At 70.1% G+C, this 20,825-nt stretch carries 14 protein-coding genes; 2 read left to right on the top strand and 12 right to left on the bottom strand.

The annotated features are described in order from the left end of the window. Positions 1 to 74: 74 nt before the first annotated feature. The 6 genes from ACFPA8_RS07340 to ACFPA8_RS07315 form a co-directional block, all read right to left on the bottom strand. Complete coding sequence (locus ACFPA8_RS07340; RefSeq protein ID WP_386444030.1) at positions 75 to 488, bottom strand: roadblock/LC7 domain-containing protein; 414 nt, start codon at positions 486 to 488, stop codon at positions 75 to 77. 10 nt (positions 489 to 498) lie between these two features. Further along, complete coding sequence (locus ACFPA8_RS07335) at positions 499 to 3,561, bottom strand: nitrate- and nitrite sensing domain-containing protein (RefSeq protein WP_386444027.1); 3,063 nt, start codon at positions 3,559 to 3,561, stop codon at positions 499 to 501. Between the two features lie 375 nt (positions 3,562 to 3,936). Continuing rightward, a complete protein-coding gene (locus ACFPA8_RS07330; RefSeq protein ID WP_386444024.1) occupies positions 3,937 to 4,554 on the bottom strand; it encodes a GTP-binding protein in 618 nt (205 codons plus the stop codon). Beyond that, positions 4,535 to 4,945 carry a DUF742 domain-containing protein gene (locus tag ACFPA8_RS07325; protein WP_045864934.1) on the bottom strand — a complete coding sequence of 137 codons (411 nt, stop codon included), beginning with the start codon at positions 4,943 to 4,945 and terminating at the stop codon, positions 4,535 to 4,537. Before ACFPA8_RS07325 ends, ACFPA8_RS07330 begins: the two co-directional genes overlap by 20 nt. Before the next feature lie 71 nt (positions 4,946 to 5,016). Further along, positions 5,017 to 5,430 (bottom strand): roadblock/LC7 domain-containing protein, encoded by a 414-nt coding sequence (locus ACFPA8_RS07320; RefSeq protein ID WP_028435354.1) that lies wholly within the window; start codon positions 5,428 to 5,430, stop codon positions 5,017 to 5,019. A gap of 9 nt (positions 5,431 to 5,439) precedes the next feature. Continuing rightward, entirely contained in the window at positions 5,440 to 9,099 is a 3,660-nt protein-coding gene (locus tag ACFPA8_RS07315; RefSeq protein ID WP_417801317.1) for a sensor histidine kinase, read from the bottom strand. A 547-nt stretch (positions 9,100 to 9,646) separates the two neighbouring features. Between ACFPA8_RS07315 and ACFPA8_RS07310 the strand changes: the two genes are divergently transcribed. Next, positions 9,647 to 9,835, top strand: coding sequence for a hypothetical protein (locus ACFPA8_RS07310; protein WP_386444018.1), 189 nt, complete (start codon positions 9,647 to 9,649; stop codon positions 9,833 to 9,835). Between the two features lie 129 nt (positions 9,836 to 9,964). Here the strand turns inward: ACFPA8_RS07310 and ACFPA8_RS07305 are convergent, their stop codons facing one another. From ACFPA8_RS07305 to ACFPA8_RS07295, 3 genes are all read right to left on the bottom strand, one after another. Further along, on the bottom strand, positions 9,965 to 10,219 hold the full coding sequence (locus ACFPA8_RS07305) for an acyl-CoA carboxylase epsilon subunit (RefSeq protein ID WP_386444015.1): 255 nt from the start codon (positions 10,217 to 10,219) through the stop codon (positions 9,965 to 9,967). 56 nt (positions 10,220 to 10,275) lie between these two features. After that, positions 10,276 to 11,901: an acyl-CoA carboxylase subunit beta gene (locus ACFPA8_RS07300; protein ID WP_386444012.1), complete on the bottom strand. Its 1,626-nt coding sequence runs from the start codon at positions 11,899 to 11,901 to the stop codon at positions 10,276 to 10,278. A 241-nt stretch (positions 11,902 to 12,142) separates the two neighbouring features. Then, positions 12,143 to 14,554 carry a polysaccharide lyase 8 family protein gene (locus ACFPA8_RS07295; RefSeq protein WP_386444009.1) on the bottom strand — a complete coding sequence of 804 codons (2,412 nt, stop codon included), beginning with the start codon at positions 14,552 to 14,554 and terminating at the stop codon, positions 12,143 to 12,145. 228 nt (positions 14,555 to 14,782) lie between these two features. Between ACFPA8_RS07295 and ACFPA8_RS07290 the strand changes: the two genes are divergently transcribed. After that, positions 14,783 to 16,012, top strand: a complete 1,230-nt coding sequence (locus ACFPA8_RS07290; RefSeq protein ID WP_386444006.1) for a cytochrome P450 family protein — start codon at positions 14,783 to 14,785, stop codon at positions 16,010 to 16,012. A 70-nt stretch (positions 16,013 to 16,082) separates the two neighbouring features. Here the strand turns inward: ACFPA8_RS07290 and cimA are convergent, their stop codons facing one another. The 3 genes from cimA to ACFPA8_RS07275 form a co-directional block, all read right to left on the bottom strand. Next, on the bottom strand, positions 16,083 to 17,693 hold the full coding sequence (cimA, locus tag ACFPA8_RS07285) for a citramalate synthase (protein ID WP_386444003.1): 1,611 nt from the start codon (positions 17,691 to 17,693) through the stop codon (positions 16,083 to 16,085). A gap of 478 nt (positions 17,694 to 18,171) precedes the next feature. Continuing rightward, positions 18,172 to 19,275 carry a branched-chain amino acid aminotransferase gene (locus ACFPA8_RS07280; protein WP_386444000.1) on the bottom strand — a complete coding sequence of 368 codons (1,104 nt, stop codon included), beginning with the start codon at positions 19,273 to 19,275 and terminating at the stop codon, positions 18,172 to 18,174. Positions 19,276 to 19,642: 367 nt separating this feature from the next. Further along, positions 19,643 to 20,680, bottom strand: coding sequence for a 3-isopropylmalate dehydrogenase (locus ACFPA8_RS07275; RefSeq protein WP_386443998.1), 1,038 nt, complete (start codon positions 20,678 to 20,680; stop codon positions 19,643 to 19,645). Positions 20,681 to 20,825: the final 145 nt, after the last annotated feature.

The raw sequence follows: 20,825 nt of genomic DNA, 5'->3' as shown, positions 1-20,825 counted from the left end.
ATCAGTGAGCACCGCATCACAAGCACCTTATGGCGCGGAGGCGCAACGCGCACTGCCTGACTACTGGTTGAGAATTAGTTGAGCAGGCTGCCTTGCAGTTCAGCACGGAGATCCGGGGTGAGAACCGTACCCGCGCGATCGACGAGAAGTGCCATCTCATAGCCGACGAGACCGATGTCGGCGTCGGGATGGGCGAGGACCGCCAGGGCGGAACCGTCGGAGATGGACATGATGAAAAGGAACCCTCTCTCCATCTCCACCACTGTCTGGTTCACCATGCCGCCCTCGAAGATGCGGGAGGCTCCGGCGGTGAGTGAGGTCAGCCCGGAGGCGACCGCCGCCAACTGGTCGGCGCGGTCGCGCGGGAAGCCCTCGGACATCGCGAGCAGAAGCCCGTCCGCGGAGACCACCACCGTGTGGGACACACCAGGGGTGTTGTCCACGAAGTTGGTGATCAACCAGTTCAGGTTCTGCGCCGCCTGGCTCATCGGGCTCACACTAACGCTCCTGATCGTAGGTGCTGCCGGGGCCGTAGCCCTGTCGGTCATTCTGGGGGCCGTCACCCGCATTGCGCCCCCTGCGGACGCCGCGGTGCAGGTTACTCAGCCTGCCACGGACGTCCTCAGGCGCACGGGAGACCGCGGGGCCTCCCTGCGTGGGTGCTTCGGCGGTGCCCTCGACCAGATTGGCCTTGGGCACCCGCCTGGGAAGGCCGGATGAAGTGGTACCACCGGACTGCGGTTCGCGCAGCCGGCCCGCCCGGCTCCAGCGCTCGTCGTTGGCCGAGTGCCAACTCCCGGAGGATTCCGTTTGACGCTGGTACTCCTGGTGTTGCGCCTCCGGTCCGCCCTCTTGCACCTGCCGCGCCGACTCACGACGCGGAAGACCTGCGCCGGTAGTGGAGCGGAAGTCACTCGGGGCGGGACCCGGCCGGTCGAAGCCTACGCCGTTGCGGCCGTTCCCGTGAACGCCGGGTGCAGATTCCGCTTGTGCTTCCGGGGGAGCGTACTGGCCCCCGCGGGAAGGCGCTTCACCGGGCCGGCCGGGTTCCGGGCCGGGTTCCGGCTGCTCGTACGGCTCGTAGGCAGGCCGGCGCCCGGGAGGGGGCTCCCGACCGAACTCGGGCCGCCCGTACGGCTGTTGCTCGTACCAGGGGGGCGCGGACGGCAGCGGCGGCCGACGGTCCGGGGCGGCGTGCTCATCCTGACGCTCCTCGCGGCCCTGCCCCGGGCCGACGGCCCGGTGCCGGCCGGGCTGTTCCCGGGGGGCGTCGCGGCGGTCGTCCCCCGGCAGGGGCCGCCCGGCGGGGTCGAGTGAGGAGACGTCGTCGGGGATCCGGTAGCTGCCGTCGTCGAAGCCGAGTTCGGCTGCGGAACGGGCACCGGCCAGCTGTCCGTACTGCTGCTGCGGGGGCCCGGGCTGCTCCGGCATGATGCGGGAGACGGTGAAGTCCTCGAAGGCGTCCTCCTCGCCTCCGCCGCCGCGGGTGATCGCCTCGGGCAGCATCACCAGGCAGGTCGTACCCGCCTGTTCGCCGGAAGGACGCAGCTGCACGCGGATGCCGTGCCGGTCGGCGAGACGGCCGACGACGAACAGGCCCATGCGCTTGGCCAGACTGGCGTCCACCGTCGGCGGGTCGGCCAGTTTGTGGTTGATGTCGGCGAAGTCCTCGGCGGTCAGGCCGATGCCCTTGTCGTGGATCTCGATGACGACCCGGCCGTCGGGGAGCCGGGTCGCGGTGACGTGGACCTTGCTCTGCGGGGAGGAGAACGTGGTGGCGTTCTCGAGGAGTTCGGCCAGCAGATGCACCAGGTCGTTGACTACCTGACCGTGGATCTCGCTCTCCGGGATGCCGGAGAGCTCGATGCGTTCGTAGTGCTCCACCTCGGACGAGGCGGCCCGGAGGATGTCGACGAGCGGCACCGGCTCGTTCCAGCGGCGGCCGGGCTCCTCGCCCGCGAGGACGAGAAGGTTCTCACCGTTGCGCCTCATGCGTGTGGCCAGGTGGTCGAGGCGGAAGAGGCTCTCCAGCTGGTCCGGGTCGGCCTCGTTGTTCTCCAGGTCGGAGATCAGGCCGAGTTGGCGCTCGATGAGGCCCTGGTTGCGGCTGGAGAGGTTCGTGAAGATCGCATTGACGTTTCCTCGCAGCAGCGCCTGCTCGGCCGCGAGACGTACCGCTTCGCGGTGCACCTGGTCGAAGGCCCGCGCGACCTCGCCTATCTCGTCGCGGCTGTCGATCGGGATGGGGGCGACCCTCGTGTCGACGCGCCCCGGGTCCGTACGGGAGAGCTGGTCGACGAGGGAGGGCAGACGCTGCTCGGCGACTCCGAAGGCGGCGTTGCGCAGGTTCCGCATGCTGCGGCTCATCGAGCGGGCCATCATGCCCGCGACGACGAAGGCGAGCAGCAGCGAGACCAGCACGATGAGAGCGTTGACGAGGGCGTCCTGCCGGGCGTCCGAGGAGATCTGCTCCGTCTCCTCCACGGCCTGGTCCGCGAGCTGCTTCTCCACGGCGCGGTAGGCGTCGAACTTGCCGGTGCTGGTGGCGAACCAGCTCTTCGGGGTGATGCCCTTCGCCTTCAGCGCCCGCGCGCCGGCGCCGGAGACGATCGCGGGTATCGCCTCCTCCGCGGGGGGCGGTGCGACGTACTGCTCGCCCGCGGCCTGGACCTTCGCCTTCTCGGCCGCCGCCAGCTTCCTGCCCTCCGCCTCGGCCTCGGCCTTCTCGCGCTTCAGCAGTGCGATGTCCTCGGGGCGGCCCCCACCGACGTACTCCTCCATGGCGATGCGCTCGAGGTAGGCGTAGGAGGTCAGCGCGGTGAACTGCCGCTTCCGGTCCTCCTTGGACGGTCCGGGGCTGACGAGGATGTGCATCGCTATGGAGCGTTCCAGGGACTGCGCCGCCTTGCCCAGGGAGATCGAGTAGACGGTGCGGCCGTACGAGGTGATGTTGCCCGTACCGAAGCCGAGTTCGTTGGCGAACTCCATCAGCGGGTGCTGGATGGTGACGTACCCCTCTTCGGTACGCACGCCGCCCATGCGGTCGGTATAGGCCGCCTTGCGCAGTTCCCCGAGCTTGGGCTCCTCCTTGCGGAAGGTGGCCAGGCGGCGCTTCAGTCCGGGCTTGGCGGGCATCGCCGCCACGGCGCGGTCGAAGTCCTGCTTGGCGCGGTCCGTGACGGTGCGCACGCGCTCGACTGCCGGATCGTTCCGGCGGCCCGCGAGGAGGGGTTCGGCGGTGCGGTCGCGCTCGTCGATGAGGGCGTTGCCGTAGGTGGCGGCGGCGCGGACGAGTTCGGCGGTGCGCTGGGCCTCGTCCGCCTCGCTCCAGGTCCCGACGGAGTCCTGCACCCGGAAGCCGCCGAAGACCAGACCGACGATCACGGGGATCAGGAGGATCGCGTAGAGGCGGGTTCTCACGCGCCAGTTCCGCAGCGCCAGGCGGCTTCCGTTGCCGCCGGCGGGCAGATCAGAGGTAGCCGTGCCCCGGGACGGCGGTGTGAAGTTGCCCCGGGATTCCTGGCTCGCCTGTGTCGCAGCGCCCGTCTTGCTTCGCCTCACGCGACTCCTCACCTCTTGGACCACGCTGTCCGACATCGGACGTTACGCGGGTCCCGTCGTGCCACTCGCTACTGCTGAGTTCAGCGCATTTCAGCACGTCAGGGGAGAGTCAGCCAAACAGTTGGTTGAGGCGGGTACGAGTCGCCGACAGGCTCCAAAAATGGGACATAAAGGGCCGAGTGCGACATTGCGGTCAAGTTTTGTGAGCAGAGTGAAGTTTTCTGCTCGCCAGCCGTGTTCACGAAGCCGTAATTCACTGTCGAAACGTTATGAATTCGGGACAGGGCATGGCGAAGAACACAGCCGGACGCTGCGTGCAGCGTTACCGGCTGTGCCATCAACTCGACGGACAGTACGTCTAGTTGGCTCCGCTGTTCACTTCAGGCGGGCGAGCAGGGCGTGCTCGACCAGAGTGATCAGGGCGCTCTTCGCCTCGGCGCGGTGCCGGGCGTCGGTGACGATGATGGGAGTGTCCGGACCGATCTGGAGGGCCTCGCGGACCTCCTCCGGCCCATAGGGCTGGTGACCGTCGAAGCCGTTCAGCGCGATGATGAACGGCAGTCCGGAGTTCTCGAAGTAGTCGACCGCGGGGAAGCAGTCCGCCAGGCGGCGGGTGTCGACCAGCACGACGGCACCGATCGCGCCGCGGACCAGGTCGTCCCACATGAACCAGAAACGGTCCTGCCCCGGCGTACCGAACAGGTACAGGATCAGGTCGTCGTCGAGAGTGATACGACCGAAGTCCATGGCCACCGTGGTGGTGGTCTTCCCACCGGTGTGGGTCAGGTCGTCGATCCCCGCCGACGCCGAAGTCATCACCGCTTCCGTACGGAGCGGATTGATCTCCGACACGGCACCCACGAAGGTCGTCTTGCCCACACCGAAGCCACCGGCGACCACGATTTTCGCGGAAGTCGTCGAACGGCCGGCCGCAGGGGCTCCGTAACCCATGGTCTGCCCCGTCGTCTGCGGGCTAGAGCTTGCGAAGTCCACTGAGCACCCTTTCGAGCAAGGTCACATCTGGAGCACCACCGGGTTCGGAACCGCCACCGGGCTGATGGATGGCCACCATGCCGGCCTCGGCGAGGTCGGCGACCAGGATCCGGGCCACACCCAGCGGTATCGCGAGCAGAGCGGAGACCTCCGCCACCGACTTGACCTCACGGCACAGATGGCAGATTCGCTGATGCTCGGGGAGCAGACCCTGCAGCTGCATCGGGTCGGCGCTCGTGCTCACCAGCGCCTCGATCGCAAGCTGGTAGCGCGGCCTTGTACGGCCGCCCGTCATGGCGTAGGGGCGCACCAGCGGCTGGTCGCCCTCACCTCCGTACGGTGCGTGCTGGTATGGGGCACCGTACGGGCCGGGCGTGGCTGGCGGGGTCATGGCTCCTCCGAGCGAGGCATGAGGTCGGGTCGGCTAACGGTCTGAGGTGGCTCATGAGGCGGCTGTTCGGATCAGTTGAGGATGCTCCCCTGAAGTTCAGCGCGTACGTCAGGGGTGAGGACGGTTCCTGCACGGTCGACCAGCAGTGCCATCTCGTAACCGATGAGACCGATGTCGGCCTCCGGGTGTGCGAGGACGGCGAGTGAGGAGCCGTCCGAGATGGACATGATGAAGAGGAACCCCCGCTCCATCTCCACCACGGTCTGGTTGACGGGGCCCCCTTCGAAGATGCGGGAGGCACCCGCGGTCAGTGAGGTCAGCCCGGAGGCGACCGCCGCCAACTGATCGGCGCGGTCGCGCGGGAAGCCCTCGGACATGGCCAGAAGGAGGCCGTCCGCGGAGACCACCACCGTGTGCGACACACCTGGGGTGTTGTCCACGAAGTTGGTGATCAACCAGTTCAGATTCTGCGCCGCCTGGCTCATCGGACTCAACTAACGCTCCTGCTGGTAAGTGGGGCCAATGCCGCGGCCGTTCGTCGTACCGGCCTGCCGGCCCTGCTGGATGCCGCGGCGTAGGTTGGTCAGCCGGCCACGGACGTCGTCGGGTGCACGGGAGACCTGCGGACCGGATTGGGCGGAGGACTGCTGCTGCGCGGTACCCGCGACAAGGTTGGCGCGGGGCACGCGACGCGGCAGACCCGAAGTGGTGACTCCCCCGGCGGCGGGCTGGCGGACCTGTTCGGCCCTCCGCCAGCGCTCGTCGTTGGGAGAGGCACCCCAGTGCGCACCCGGGTCGGCGCTGCTCTGCGCCTCCCCGGTGGCGTGGGCGGAATTCGCAGACGCGCTCTCGGCGGTGCCCCGAGCGGTCTGACGCTGCGGCATCGGCGGTACGGCGGAGGCCGGCTGGCCGGGCCGCGGTGCGGGTGCCTGGTGCGAGGGCTCCGGCGCCCCCTCGTGCCTGTCCCCGCGGGGTGCGGGAGGAGGCGTCGAGGAAGCGGCACGGAACCAGTGGGACTCGATGGCCTCGAAGATCGGCGTCGGTGCGTCGGCGGCTGCCGGCGGAACCGCGGGTATGCCGAAGTCCGGGTCGTATGCGGGGCCCTGGTCGCCCTGTGCCGGGCTGTCGGGCTGTGCGTACTCGCCTGTGTCCTGCGAGTTCTGCTCCTGCCGCTCCCTGCCGGGGGCGGCGCCCTGACCGCCGCTGGAGGCGCCGGTGTACCCGGGGCGGGCGAACTCGCCGGTGTCGGCGACGTCGGGCTCGTCGTGCCCGCGCGGGCCGTCCTCGCCGGGGCCCGAAGCGGCCGCCCAGCTGGGACGCGGCTGGTTCCAGTCGTCGGGACGGGCGAACTGCGAGGTGTCCGCCGGGCCGCCCGGCTGCGGACGCTGGAACTCACCCGTGTCCGAGGGCTGCGGGGGACGGGCGAACTGCCCCGTCTCCGAAGGCTGCGGAGGACGGGCGAACTGCCCCGCCCCGGAAGGCGGCTGCGGGCGCTCGCCGGTGTCCTGGCCGGGCTGCGGTGCGGCGTACTCGCCCGTGGACTGGCTGTCCCAGCTCTTCCAGTCGTCGGGCCCGCTGAACTCGCCCGTGTCGCGCGGACCGCCCGGACCACCGGGGCCGCCCGGACCCGCCTGGCCGCCTTGGCCTCCGGCGTTGCCCCCGCCCGTCAACTGCCCGGCCGGACCGGGACGTTGGGGCAGCGGCGGAACCTGGCGGTTGAGGGGCGGAGCGGCGGGCGGGCCGCTGCGGGACTTGCCGTTGCCCGCGCCGCTGTCGCTGAAGAAGTCGGTCGTCGGTGTGCCGTTGTCGCCCGAGCCGGCTCCCGCACCCGCGGGGGTTCCGGCGCCGGGCAGTTCGGGACGGGCCTCGCCGCCGCCGACCGGACGCGCCTGACCCAGCTTGGACGCACCGCCGGGACCGCCCGCGGGGCCGCGCTGCAGGGCCGCGGCGAGACCGCTGCCCTTCGGCGCGGCCGCCCCGTTGCCGGCCGTCGACTTGGCCTTGCCGGGCTGCGGCGGCTGCGCGCCGCCCTGCGCCACGTCGACGGGGAGCATGACCAGTGCGGTCGTGCCGCCCGAGTCGGACGGGCGCAGCTGGATGCGGATGCCGTGCCGCAGGGAGAGACGGCCGACCACGAACAGGCCCATGCGGCGGGAGACCGAGACGTCCACCGTCGGCGGGCTGGCCAGCCGCTCGTTGATCGCGGAGAGGTCCTCCGGGGAGAGACCGATGCCGGTGTCGTGGATCTCCACCAGTACACGTCCGTCGGGCAGGGCGTGACCGGTGACCTTGACCTTCGTCTGCGGCGAGGAGAACGAGGTCGCGTTCTCCAGCAGCTCGGCCAGCAGGTGCACGAGGTCGTTGACGACGCGTCCGGCGACCTCCGTGGCGGGCACGGAGTTCAGCTCGATGCGCTCGTACTGCTCCACCTCGGAGGCCGCGGCGCGGAGCACGTCCACGAGCGGAACGGGCCTGGTCCAGCGGCGGCCCGGCTCCTCGCCCGCGAGGACGAGGAGATTCTCACCGTTGCGCCGCATACGGGTCGCGAGGTGGTCCAGCTTGAAGAGCGACGAGAGCTGGTCCGGGTCGGCCTCGCGGGACTCCAGTTCGGAGATGAGCGAGAGCTGACGCTGGATGAGGCCCTGGCTGCGGCGCGAGAGGTTGGTGAACATCGCGTTGACGTTGCCCCGGAGCAGGGCCTGCTCGCCCGCGAGCCGGACGGCCTCGCGGTGGACGTCGTCGAACGCGGACGCCACACGGCCGATCTCGTCCCGGCTGTGCACACCCACGGACTCGACCGAGGTGTCGACGTCCTGGGGCTCGGCCTCGGACATCTGCTTGACCAGCTCGGGGAGCCGCTTGCGGGCGACGTCCTGGGCGGTGTCCTGGAGCCTGCGCAGCGAGCGGACCATGGAGCGGGCCACGACGAACGCGCCGACGAGCGAGATGCCCGGGACGAGCAGGATGATCGCGCCGTTGAGGATGGCTTCGCGCTGCGCGTCCGAGCGCAGCTCGCGGGCCTGCTGCTCCATCTGCGAGAGGAGCGCGGACTCGATCTTGGCCATCTCGTCGATCTTGGAGCGGTCCTGGTCGTACCAGTCGGGGTACGAGCGGGTCTCGCTCTTGATGCCGTCGGGGTTGTTCAGCACGCGGTCGCGGTACTTGTCCGCCAGCGTGATGTTGACGACGCCGCCGTCGAGGGGCTTCGTCAGCTCGACGGCACGCTCCTCGCCGTAGATCTGGTTGAAGCTGCCGAGGGAGGCGTCCTCGCTCTCGGCCGCGGTCTTGCCGAACAGGCGGTCGCTCTCGGAGAGATCGGGACCGCCCTTGCGGGCCAGACCGGCGGAGATGATCGCCCGCTGTATGGACGCGTGCTCCTTGGCGGTGGAGAACGCCGCCAGCGCACGCGTGCTCTGGATCATCTCGGAGTTGTTGGTGGCCTGCGCCATGTCCTGGGACAGGGAGAGCAGCGAATCGATCAGCTGGTTGTAGCTGTTGACCGTCTGGGAGACCGACGAGGGGTTGTCGTACGCCCGCTCGCGGACCTCCTTGATCGCCGTCACCTGACGGGTGATGTCGAGCACGGTGGACTGGACGCCCGCCATCACCTTGTCGCTGCCGTCGATGTCGGACGTCGCTTCCTTGAACGCCTGGAAGGACTGGTCCGTCTTCTGACGGGGGCCGACGACCGTGTCGTCCTTCTGGTCGCCCGTGGCGATCAGGGGGCCGGCCGAGCGGTCACGCTCCTCCTGGAGCGCGGAGGCGAGTTCGGTCGCCTGCTCCGTCATCTCCGTGAGCAGCTTCATGTTGTCGAGCTGGTCGACGTTGCCCAGGGAGTCCTGAATACGCAGGGCTCCCAGGGTGGTCGCCGCCACGACAGGAAGCGCGAGCAGCGAGACGAGGCGGGTGCTGATGCGCCAGTTGCGCAGCGCAACACGGGAGCCGGGCCCCGGCGGCGTTCTGACGCGCTCGGGGGCGGTTCCCTCACCGCTCGATCCGCTGCCCGTACGGTTCATCGCCGCGCCGTCGTCCTCGTGCACGGCGGCCGTGGGGCCGCTCTGCTGGGCGCGCTGGGGCGAGGAGCCGCGGTCGGTCATTCCGCGCGGCTCCAAGTCACCGGCAGCGCTGCCATCCCTCTTGAAACGTCCCTGCACTAGCGTCGCAACCTCTGGACCAGGCGCCCCTCCGCTTGGGACGGCGGGACGGTATCGAGTCGTGGGGGTCCCAAGGCCCCCCTGGCGGTCGTGAGTGACCGGCGCGCGTCCCCTGACCGCCGCGCGGCGCTGCTCTGCGCCCCTGCGCGCCGGTTGTTTCCCGCGGCGGTCCGTGGAATTCCAGCACAGTGCCGGATCTCCAACAAGGCCTGTGGAAAACCCGGATGGAGATGTGACGCTGCGCCGATGTTCCGTCACTTCATGTGGAACGCACTTTTCGTGATTCCGGACTTTTCCACGGGAGATCGTGAAGGTTCTGCGACGCGACTGCACCGGTCGAGGAGCACGTAACTCCTTTTCCCACCCCGATGTCCGCTTCGGCGGTTCTCAACTTCCGTCCCGTACGCCCTTTTTGCCCCTGCTCCGGTGAGGAAACTCACACGCTCCGCATTGCCTGCGTCACGCACTGGAGGGAAATCGGGAATCTAAGCTGGTTTACAGAATGCGTTGAAACGACAAGTCATGGATAACTGAGAGGCACGGTCGAGTGAAGACCACCCTTATCATGCGCAACACGGCCAACCCGCGCCGGACCACCCTGGCCAACCTCCAGGACGCGGACGAGTTGACCACCGAGGCAGTCGCCGTGGAGGCGCTGTGCGCCGTTGTCGACGAGCTTCCCGCGCAGACGGCGAACCCCCAGCGCACGGTACTGGAGGACGCCCCCGTCGGCTGAGGCGCCGCAAGCGAACGTCAGGACGCCCCCCGTGAGTGCACCGGGGGGCGTCCTTCGCGTTCCAGTCGTTCGCGTTCCAGTCCTTCGCGTTCCGGTCCTTCGCGTTCCACGGGCCGTACGCGCGGGTTCTCAGCCCTGCCAGCTGTGCGGGGCCCTGAACCCGCGGGCGCGCTCCAGGCGCCGCCAGCCGGCCCTGCTCCGGCCCGCCTCGCGCGGGGCCGGGATCGCCGAGTGGCGCGCGGTGGCGGCGGCACGGGCGAGCAACAGGGCCGTGACGGCGGCCAGTTCCTCCGCGTTCGCCTGCCCCTTCTCGACGCGCACGAGCCGGGCGGCGTCGGCGCGGACTGCGGCTTCGGTGGTGCCGGTTCTGTCCCTGGTCTGCATCAGTTGTCGTTTCCCTTGCTGACGGGCTCGGCTGAGGTCGAGGTCTTGCTGCGGACTCACTGCGGTGGATTGCCGTGCTTGCGGGACGGCAGGTCCGCGTGCTTGCTGCGGAGCATCTGGAGGGAGCGGACGAGGACTTCCCGCGTCTCCGCCGGATCGATGACGTCGTCGACCAGGCCGCGTTCGGCGGCGTAGTACGGGTGCATCAGCTCGGCCTTGTACTCCTTGACCATCCGGGCACGCATCGCCTCGGGGTCGTCGGCGCCGTTGATCTGCCGGCGGAAGATGACGTTCGCCGCGCCTTCGGCGCCCATCACCGCGATCTCGTTCGTCGGCCAGGCGAACGTCAGGTCGGCGCCGATGGACTGGGAGTCCATGACGATGTACGCGCCGCCGTACGCCTTGCGCAGCACCACCGAGATCCGCGGCACGGTCGCGTTGCAGTACGCGTAGAGCAGCTTGGCGCCGTGCCGGATGATGCCGCCGTGCTCCTGGTCCACTCCCGGCAGGAAGCCCGGAACGTCCAGCAGCGTGAGGATGGGGATGTTGAAGGCGTCGCACATCTGGACGAAGCGGGCGCCCTTCTCGGAAGCCTCGATGTCCAGCACGCCCGCCAGCGACTGCGGCTGGTTGGCGATGACGCCCACCACCTGTCCGTCCATCCGCGCGAGGCAGACGATGAGGTTGGTCGCCCAGCGTTCGTGGATCTCCAGCAGATCGCCGTCGTCGACGAGTTCCTCGATCACCTTGCGCATGTCGTACGGACGGTTGCCGTCCGCGGGAACCAGGTCCAGCAGTGCCTCGCCGCGCCGGTCGACCGGGTCGTGGCACTCCTCGACGGGCGGGTTCTCACGGTTGTTGCTCGGCAGCATCGACAGCAGGTAGCGCACCTCTTCCAGGCACGACTGCTCGTCGTCGTACGCGAAGTGGGCCACCCCGGAGGTCCCGGCGTGCACGTCCGCACCGCCGAGGCCGTTCTGGGAGACCTGCGCGCCGGTCACCGCCTGCACCACGTCGGGCCCGGTGATGAACATCTGCGAGGTGTCGCGGACCATGAAGACGAAGTCGGTGAGAGCCGGCGAGTAGGCGGCGCCGCCGGCACACGGGCCCAGCATCACCGAGATCTGCGGAATCACTCCCGAGGCCCTGGTGTTGCGCTGGAAGATCCCCCCGTATCCGGCGAGCGCCGAGACGCCCTCCTGGATACGCGCTCCCGCCCCGTCGTTCAGCGAGATCAGCGGCGCTCCGGCGGAGATCGCCATATCCATGATCTTGTGGATCTTCGTGGCGTGCGCTTCCCCCAGCGCGCCGCCGAAGATGCGGAAGTCGTGTGCGTAGACGAACACCGTCCGGCCGTGCACGAGGCCCCAGCCGGTGACCACACCGTCGGTGTAGGGCTTCTTCTCCTCCAGGCCGAAACCGGTGGCCCGGTGCCGGCGGAGCGGCTCCACCTCGCGGAAGGTCCCCTCGTCCAGGAGGAGTTCGATCCGCTCGCGGACGGTCAGCTTGCCCTTCGCGTGCTGAGCCTCGGTCGCCCTCTCGCTGGGACCCTGCAGGGCACGTTCCCGCAGGGCGTGCAGCTCGGCCACTCGCCCGCGGGCGTCCTGCGCCGCCTGCTCGGCGGGGGCGTCCCCCGGTACGGAATCCACGGCCTGCTGCGAGGGCTGGGGCTGATCGGTCATGTATAGACCCTACGAAACGCCGAGCCGATTCTTCCTCGTCAGATTCAGACAGTGTCCAAGGCCGATTCATGGTCGCGCTGGACAGAACGGCGCCTTCACATCACGGCCAAACAGGGAAGTCTCTCACCGGGCGCACGTGTGGCTGTGGGGTTCCCACAGCCACACGTCAGCGGTTTGTCGGTGTCCTGTCAGCCTTTTCGGAACCGGGCCGACCGGGCCGTCCCGTCCCCTCCGCCCCAGCTCAGCGCAGCAGCACCGTACAGCTCAGGGTGGCGCCGTCCGTGCCCGGACTCACCCTCAGCCGCAGTCCGCCGCCCCCGCGGGACGTCCCCAGCACCTCGATGCCCTCGTCGGCCGAGAGCACCTCCCGCACGTTCCTGTGCCAGGTCAGCTCGAACGGCTCCCCCGTTCTGGGGGGTTCCGACACATGCAGCCGGGCGGTCCGTCCCGTACGCCGCACGAGGACACTCGACGGGGCCCCGGACGTCAGCGAGCCGGCCCTGCCCGCCCGCCAGAAGTTGACGGCGGACAGCCCCAGGCTCCCGACCGTGACGGCCTGCTGCTCCCCGGAGTTGGCGTCGACCGTCAGCCAGCGCCGGTGCGCAGCCCGTGCGGCGACCCGGTGCGCATCCGCGCCGGGCATCAACAGGTAGACGTACCCGGCGTCTTCGGGATCGGTGCCGTGACTCGTCCACAGCGTCAGGTAGCGGCGCGTGAGCCGGTCGGTGACGCTGCCCTCGTTGATGTCCGACCAAGCGCCGCTGCGGTCCTCGCACTTCAGCCGCAGCGCGGTCCGTTCCGGCCAGATCCAGCCGCCGTGGCCCGCCAGATGCGCCCAGCCCGCATGCCGGACGGTGCGCGTACGGCCCGGGGCGGGCGGGAAGCGTGCACCGTCGACGGTCAGTTCGGCGGTGCCGCCTTCCCCCAGATTGCGGTTGTCGAAGACGGTCTCCACCTCCGTGCCGTCCTCGCAGCCGATCCCGGCCCCGAGGCAGACGACCGCGTCGTCCAGGAAGAACCACGACTTGCGGGCGGTCAGCGTGCTCTCGAGGCCCCGCACGTGCTGCCCGGCAGCCGCGTACTCGCCGTCCGTCGCGCCGCCTGCCCAGCGCGCGTCGGGTTTGGGTTCGCCCCATTCGCCGCCGGCGTTGTCCGGCAGCCTCTTCGTCGAGACGGTCGTGCCGGGCAGGCGGTACCAGTCGACGGTCGGCCAGAAGTCGTCGGTGTACTGGCCGAGCGTCCGGGGCTCGCTCCACCAGTAGAGCATTCCGGCGCCGGTGTGCCAGCCGCGTGGATTCTCGCCGTTGCCCGCCTCGTAGTAGGCGATCCTGTCCGACGCCATGGAGAGGTTCGCGCACCAGCCCGGCCGGCGGTGCACCGCCCGGGCCATGGCCGGAAACAGCCGGTGCCCCACGGGTTCGGGTGCTGTCGAACCGCCCTCCTCCTCGGCCACCGCGTGCAGCCGGGCGAGGTCGGCCACGTCGAACTGCGGGTCGGTCAGCACGGGTAGTTCGGTGTCCCGCTCGATCCAGCCCCGGACCATCGCGTTCCAGCGGCGCCGCTCGGCCTCGCTCGCTCCCCCGCCCAACAACGCGACGGCGGCGATGAGTTGATGGCCCCGCGTATGGTCGCTCTGCCTGATGCCCTTCGTGTCCTGCTTGAGGACCCCGCGGGAGATCGCCCGCCCGCTGACGCTGTCCATCATCAGCCCGTCGTGCAGCAGCGGGGCGTACGCGTTTTCCACGCTGTCGAGGATGATCTGCCGCGCGGGGTCGGTGACTTCCCAGCTCGTGCCGTCCAGCAGCGTGAAGAGCCGCCCCAGCCCGTCCAGCAGCACATAGCCGTACGTACCGGAGTACGCGACCCAGGTGTGCTGCACGAAGGAGCCGTCGGCGTAGAGACCGTCCCCCTCCGTGACGTAGGGGAAGACCGGCGAGAGGGAGGCGGAGGCCAGCGCGATCTTCTCGGGGGCCTCGCCGAGAACGCCGCGGACCGCGTAGACGCGGCAGAAGTCGACGCGGTTGGCGCCGGTGGAGGTGCCGGTGTAGTCGTCGAAGACGGACTCGGGAAGGAAGTGGTCGACGGCCGCGAGGTATTCGGCGCGTACTGCCTCGTCGATCTCGTCGTGGAGCATCGCGACGATGTCCAGGAGCAGGCGGGGGCTCCCGATCTGCCACTCCCACCAGTTGCCGTACGGCTCGGTGCCCGAGTGGTAGACGCGCTCATGCACGTGGGCCAAGCCCGCCGTGACGGCGTCGAGGAGCCGGGCGTCGCCGGTGCAGCCGGTGCCGGGCTGCACGTAGCCCAGCGCCATCGTCCCAAGCCGCTGGTAGGACTGCGTGATGCCGGAAGGCGGGTCGAACGGGTAGCCGGGGAAGAGCGAGTCGCCGGTGGGCTTCATCTCCGCCAGCAGCGCGAGGGCCTGTTCGCCGGTCTCGGCGAGCCGCGAGGCATACGGCTCGGCGCCCGGGTCGAAGCCGGTGCCGAGCGCGAGATCGAGCCAGCGCCGCCGGAGTGCGGCGAAGTCGTCCGCCGCGGCGGCCGGTTGCGCGGACGAGCCTGCTGTGAGGGCTGAGGCGGTGCCCTCCGTGGCGAGGGTGAGGGCACTCGCGGCGGAGGCGGCCAGAAACGTGCGTCTGGGCCAGGTCGGCATGTGCGGCACTGAGGACCCCTCTCGAAGTGGCGTAGACCTCTTTGAGCGTCTTGGGGTGTGTAGCAGCGCGGGGACGCGGCGGCAATGGCCGCCACAGGCTCGTGCGAGGCCGTCCGACGGTTACCTGGGTGAGCGGGCATTGGCTCTGAACTCCCTTGCGGCGCAAGGCCGCAGAGCGGATTCTTCATCCCGGCCACCCCGTGCCGGCAGCCCGACAGGAGTTGCACGATGACCGACGTACCCGAGGCACCGCGGCGTCTGGATCCCTCGGGGGCGGCGCAGCACGCGGTCAGCAGGCAACTGCGGGACCGGTGTCCCGCGGCACCCGTCCTCCTGCCGGGAGACGTCGAGGCGGTGGCCGTCACCGGGCACGAGGAGCTCAAGGAGCTGCTGGCCCACGCCGAAGTCGCCAAGAACGCACGTCACTTCAAGGCCCTGCGGGAGGGCCGTGTACCGCGGGGCTGGCCGCTCGCCGTCTACGCCACCATCGAGGGGATGACGACGGCGGACGGCCCGGACCACCGGCGGTTGCGCGGCCTCGTCGCCGGGGCCTTCACCCCGCGGCGGGTGGAGAGCCTGCGCCCGCGGGTGCGCCGGCTGACCGCCGAACTGCTCGACGGGCTCGCGGAGTTCACCGGCGAAGACGGCACCGTCGACTTGCGGGAGCATTTCGCGTATCCGCTGCCCATGAACGTCGTCTGCGAACTCCTGGGCGTGGAAGTCGGGTTACGCGACCGGCTGCACCAGCTCTTCCGCGTGCTGCTCAGCACGAGGTCGACGCCTGCCCAGGTCGTCGACGCGAACCGGGAGACCGCCGGGGTCCTCGCACGCGTCGTGGCGGCGCGCCGGGCCGATCCGCGGGACGACCTGACGAGCGCCCTCGTCGCCGCCCGCGACGAGGACGGAGACCGGCTGAGCGAGCAGGAACTGACCGGCACACTGCTGCTGTTGACGGTCGCGGGCCACGAGACGACGATGAGCCTGATCACCAATGCCGTGCGGGCCCTGTGCGGCCACCGCGCGCAGCTGGAGGCGGTGCTCGCGGGCACGGTCACGTGGGAAGCCGTCGTCGAGGAGACGCTCCGCTACGACGGACCGATCGGCTTCTTCCCCTTCCGCTACCCCACCCGGGACATCTCCCTGGCCGGCACCGTCGTCCGCCAGGGGACGCCGGTCCTCGCCGGCTACCTGGGCGCCGGACGCGACCCCCGCGCGCACGGCGCGGACGCGGACCGTTTCGACGTCACCCGCCCGCCCGGGCAGCACCTCTCCTTCGGGCACGGCCCGCACTTCTGCCTGGGCGCGCCCATGGCCAGGATGGAGGCGGCGATCGCCCTCGAAGCCCTCTTCGAGCACCATCCCCACCTGGAACTGGCCGTCCCCGACGAGGAGTTGCCGCCCCGCCCCAGCTTCGTGGGCAACAGCAGAAGCGTGCTGCCGGTGCGGCTGCGAGGCTGAGACGAGGCGAGGCGTGGCCGCCGTCCTGGCCGCGCGGCGCGTCTCCGGGCGGACCGGCCACCCCGGCGTACTACTCGTGCGGCTCCACCCCGGCCCGCAGCAGGCCGTACGTGTAAGCGTCGTCCAGCGCCTGCCAGGAGGCCGCGATGATGTTGCCCGCGACACCGACCGTGGACCACTCCGCGCCGCCGTCGCTCATCGAGACCAGCACCCGGGTCGTCGAGTCGGTGCCGTGCGCGCCCTCCAGGATGCGGACCTTGTAGTCGACGAGGGAGAGCTTGGCCAGTTCCGGGTGGAGCCGCTCCAGCCCGCGGCGGAGCGCGCGGTCCAGTGCGTTGACAGGCCCGTTGCCCTCACCCGTGGCGATGATCCGCTCGCCCTTCGCCCAGAGCTTGACCGTCGCCTCGTTGGCCTGGTCGCCGTCGGGGCGCTGTTCGACGATGGTGCGCCAGGATTCGAGACGGAAGAAGCGCCGGGAGCGGCCGTCCACCTCGTCGCGGAGCAGCAGCTCGAACGAGGCGTCGGCGGCCTCGTACGTGTAGCCCTTCAGCTCCTGCTGCTTGACGCGCTCGACGATGCGGCCGACGAGATCGCGGTCGCCCTCCAGGTCGTAGCCGAGCTCTCTGCCCTTCAGCTCCACCGAGGCGCGGCCCGCCATGTCCGAGACGAGCATCCGCATGGTGTTGCCCACGCGTTCCGGGTCGATGTGCTGGTACAGATCCGGGTCGACCTTGATCGCGGAGGCGTGCAGCCCCGCCTTGTGCGCGAAGGCGGACGTACCGACGTACGGCTGGTGCGTGGAAGGGGTGAGATTGACGACCTCGGCGATCGCGTGCGAGATGCGCGTCATCTCCTCCAGCGCGCCGGCCGGCACGACCTGCTTGCCGTACTTGAGCTGGAGGGCGGCGGTGACGGGGAAGAGATTCGCGTTGCCCACGCGCTCTCCGTAGCCGTTGGCGGTGCACTGCACGTGCGTGGCGCCCGCGTCCACCGCGGCGAGCGTGTTGGCGACGGCGCAGCCCGTGTCGTCCTGCGCGTGGATGCCCAGGCGCGCCCCCGTGTCGGCGAGCACGGTCCGTACGACCGCGTGGATCTGTGCGGGCAGCATCCCGCCGTTGGTGTCGCACAGGACGACGACGTCGGCGCCCGCCTCGTGGGCCGCGGTCACGACCTGCTTCGCGTAGCGGGCGTCGGCGTGGTAGCCGTCGAAGAAGTGCTCGCAGTCCACGAAGACGCGGCGCCCCTGCTCACGCAGGTACGTCACGGTGTCGCGGACCATCTCCAGGTTCTCCTCCAGCGTGGTGCGCAGGGCCAGCTCGACGTGCCGGTCGTGCGACTTGGCGACGAGCGTCACCACGGGCGCTCCCGACTCCAGCAGCGCCCTGACCTGCGGGTCGTCCGCTGCCCGCACGCCTGCCTTGCGGGTGGAGCCGAAGGCCACGAGCTGCGCGTTCCGGAAGTCGATCTCCCGGCGGGCCCGCTCGAAGAACTCGGTGTCGCGCGGGTTCGCACCCGGCCATCCGCCCTCGATGAAGCCGACGCCGAACTCGTCGAGGTGACGGGCGATCGTCAGCTTGTCGGCGACGGTGAGGTTGATGCCCTCCCGCTGGGCGCCGTCGCGGAGGGTGGTGTCGAAGAGGTGGAAACTGTCGTCCGGTGTGGCCGGGGCGTCGGTGGTCATGGCTGTTGTGGCTCCTGAGGATGAGCGAGATCCGAAATGCCTGGCTCCACTTGTCCCGCGTTACTCCTGGTTCTCCGCGCTGCCCGTTTCCGGCGGGGTGGTCCGGAAAACGAAAAAACCCCTCGCGGGTGCGAGAGGTCTGCGCGCGGGTCTGGGACACGGTGGCCGCTGCCGCAGAGGGTGTCTGCCTGCGGCAGTCGGTCACTGAGGACCGGCGCGCCTGCTGCCGATAATCATGGCGAACGAGGACACGACGGGGAGTCTTGCACAGACCCGCCCTGAGGACGTAAAGCGTCTCACCATGCGGAAAGCGGACGGCCCCGGTGTCCCAGGGGCGGCGGCAGGCGTGGCCCGCCGCCGCCCCGTCCCGGCCCCCCGTCACTGCCGCCCCGGCCGCCCCCGAGGCGCCGTGCCCCTCCTGAACAGGGGCAGCGCCGCAGCCTTCACAGCATCCGGGCCGGTGACAGTCGTCACAGCGTCAGGCCAGCGCCCGCATCCAGCCGTGCAGGTCCTCCGCGTGCCCGGTCTGGACCGCGAGCAGCGCCTCGCGCAACTGCATGGTGATGGCGCCGGGCTGACCATCGCCGACCTTCCAGGCCCCGGTCGCGCACTTCGCCTCACCGACCGGAGTGATCACAGCGGCCGTACCGCAGGCGAAGACCTCGGTGATGGTGCCCTCCGCGTTGCCCTCCCGCCAGTCGTCCACGGTCAGACGGGTCTCCTCCGTCCCGTACCCGAGGTCGGCTGCGAGCGTGAGCAGCGAGTCGCGGGTGATGCCGGGCAGCAGCGTGCCGGTGAGGGACGGCGTGACGATCTTCGCGTCCTTCCCGGAGCCGTGCACGAAGTAGAGGTTCATGCCGCCCATCTCCTCGATGTAGCGGCGCTCGGTGGCGTCCAGCCAGACCACCTGGTCGCAGCCCTGCTTGGCGGCCTCGGCCTGGGCGACCAGGGAGGCGGCGTAGTTCCCCGCGCACTTGGCCTCGCCCGTGCCTCCGGGCGCGGCCCGCACGTACTCCTGGGAGAGCCAGACGGACACGGGCTGGACGCCGCCGGGGAAGTACGAACCGGCAGGCGAGGCGATGAGCATGAACAGGTACTCGTTGGCCGGCCGCACGCCGAGTCCGACCTCGGTGGCGATCATGAAGGGACGCAGGTACAGCGACTCCTCGCCGCTGCCCGGCACCCACGCCTTGTCCTGGCGCACGAGCACCTCGCACGCCTCGATGAAGGTCTCCTCCGGCAGCTCCGGCATCGCCAGGCGGCGGGCGCTGCGGCGGAAGCGGCGGGCGTTGGCGTCCGGACGGAAGGCGGAGACGGAACCGTCCGGCTGCCGGTATGCCTTCAGCCCTTCGAAGATGGACTGGGCGTAGTGCAGCGTCATGTTGGCCGGGTCCAGCTGCAGCGCCGCGTACGGCTGGAGCTGTGCGTCGTGCCACCCCCGGCCCTCGGTCCACTTGATCGTGACCATGTGGTCCGTGAAATGACGGCCGAAGCCCGGGTTCTTCAGCACCGCCTCGCGCTCCGCGTCGGGCAGCGGCTGCGAGGAGGGCTTGAGGTCGAAGTCGATTCGAGGCGTCGTCATGATGAGCGCGTCCTTCACTGTGTGTCGTGGCGGACCGCGCTCCCGTTCGCCCTCAGTTGCCAGGACGTCCGAGCTTTCCCTGTTGTGCCGGCCCCCACGTTTCGATTATCACGCGGAGGCCCGAGGGAGAGTCCGGGTGGGCGGCCCCTGGATGGATGGTGGCACCCCGACCCCCGCGTAGCACAGCGGCCGGGCAACGACGGCCGGCCGATTGTCACTGCCGCGCGCAGGCACCCGCTTCGGACGGGCACCGCCGACGGGGACGGTGCGCCGCGAGCACCGCCCATGGCGGCCGGCGCCGTTCGTCGGTCTTCTAGGGCACGTCGTTTGGATCTTCGCGGGCTGGCGAAGATCCAAACGACGCGCGCTAGCCGGCTACTCGTACGGTCAGTGCGTCGCCGATCTCGTCCGTCGTACGGGCGGCCGCGCGTCCGGCCAGGTCAGCCGTGACGGCGTCCTCGACGCGGACGGCCTCCGCCTCCAGACCGAGGTGCCGCAGCAGCAGGGCCACCGAGAGCACCGTGGCCGTGGGGTCGGCCTTGCCGGTCCCCGCGATGTCGGGGGCGGAGCCGTGCACGGGCTCGAACATGGACGGGAAGTCGCCGGCCGGGTTGATGTTCCCGGAGGCGGCGAGACCGATGCCACCGCTCACGGCGGCGGCGAGGTCGGTGATGATGTCGCCGAAGAGGTTGTCGGTGACGATCACGTCGAAGCGCGCCGGGTCGTTCACGAGGAAGATCGTGGCGGCGTCGACGTGCAGATAGTCGGTGGTGACCTCGGGGTACTCCTCGCCGACCCTGTCGAAGGTGTTCTTCCACAGGTGCCCGGCGTGCACGAGGACGTTGTTCTTGTGCACCAGCGTCAGCTTCTTGCGGGGACGTGCCTGCGCCCGCGCGTAGGCGTCGCGCACGACGCGCTCGACCCCGTACGCGGTGTTCACGCTGACCTCGTTGGCGACCTCGGCGGGAGTGCCGGTACGGATGCTTCCGCCGTTGCCGACGTACGGGCCCTCCGTGCCCTCACGGACGACCACGAAGTCGATGTCCGGACGCCCGGCCAGCGGCGTCTCCGTGTTCGGGAAGAGCTTGGAGGGGCGCAGGTTGACGTAGTGGTCGAAGGCGAAGCGCAACTTGAGGAGAAGCCCGCGCTCCAGCACTCCGGACGGCACGCTCGGGTCGCCGATGGCGCCGAGGAGGATCGCGTCGTGCTGCCGCAGCTGCTCCAGCTCGGCGTCCGTGAGCGTCTCGCCCGTGGCGTGCCAGCGCTTCGCACCCAGGTCGTACTGCTTGGTCTCGAGCTTCACGTCCTGAGGGAGCACGGCCGTCAGGACCTTCAGGCCCTGTGCCACGACTTCCTGGCCGATTCCGTCACCGGGGATCACTGCGAGGCTGATGGTGCGAGACATGGCAGCGACCCTACTTGCTGTCCCAGGGGATGACACGTGCCGTCCACATCACGGACGGAGGGGCGTCTGCGGCTCGTCGCCCGGGCGGAAGAGGGGGCGGCGGGAGGAGAGGCCGTACACGTCAGCGGTACGGCGGGAAGCCGCG

Source organism: Streptomyces ovatisporus, from assembly GCF_042653885.1.
GTDB lineage: Bacteria > Actinomycetota > Actinomycetes > Streptomycetales > Streptomycetaceae > Streptomyces > Streptomyces ovatisporus.
The sequence above is the reverse complement of the archived record's forward strand: the minus strand, read 5'-3'. Positions and strand labels throughout refer to the sequence as shown.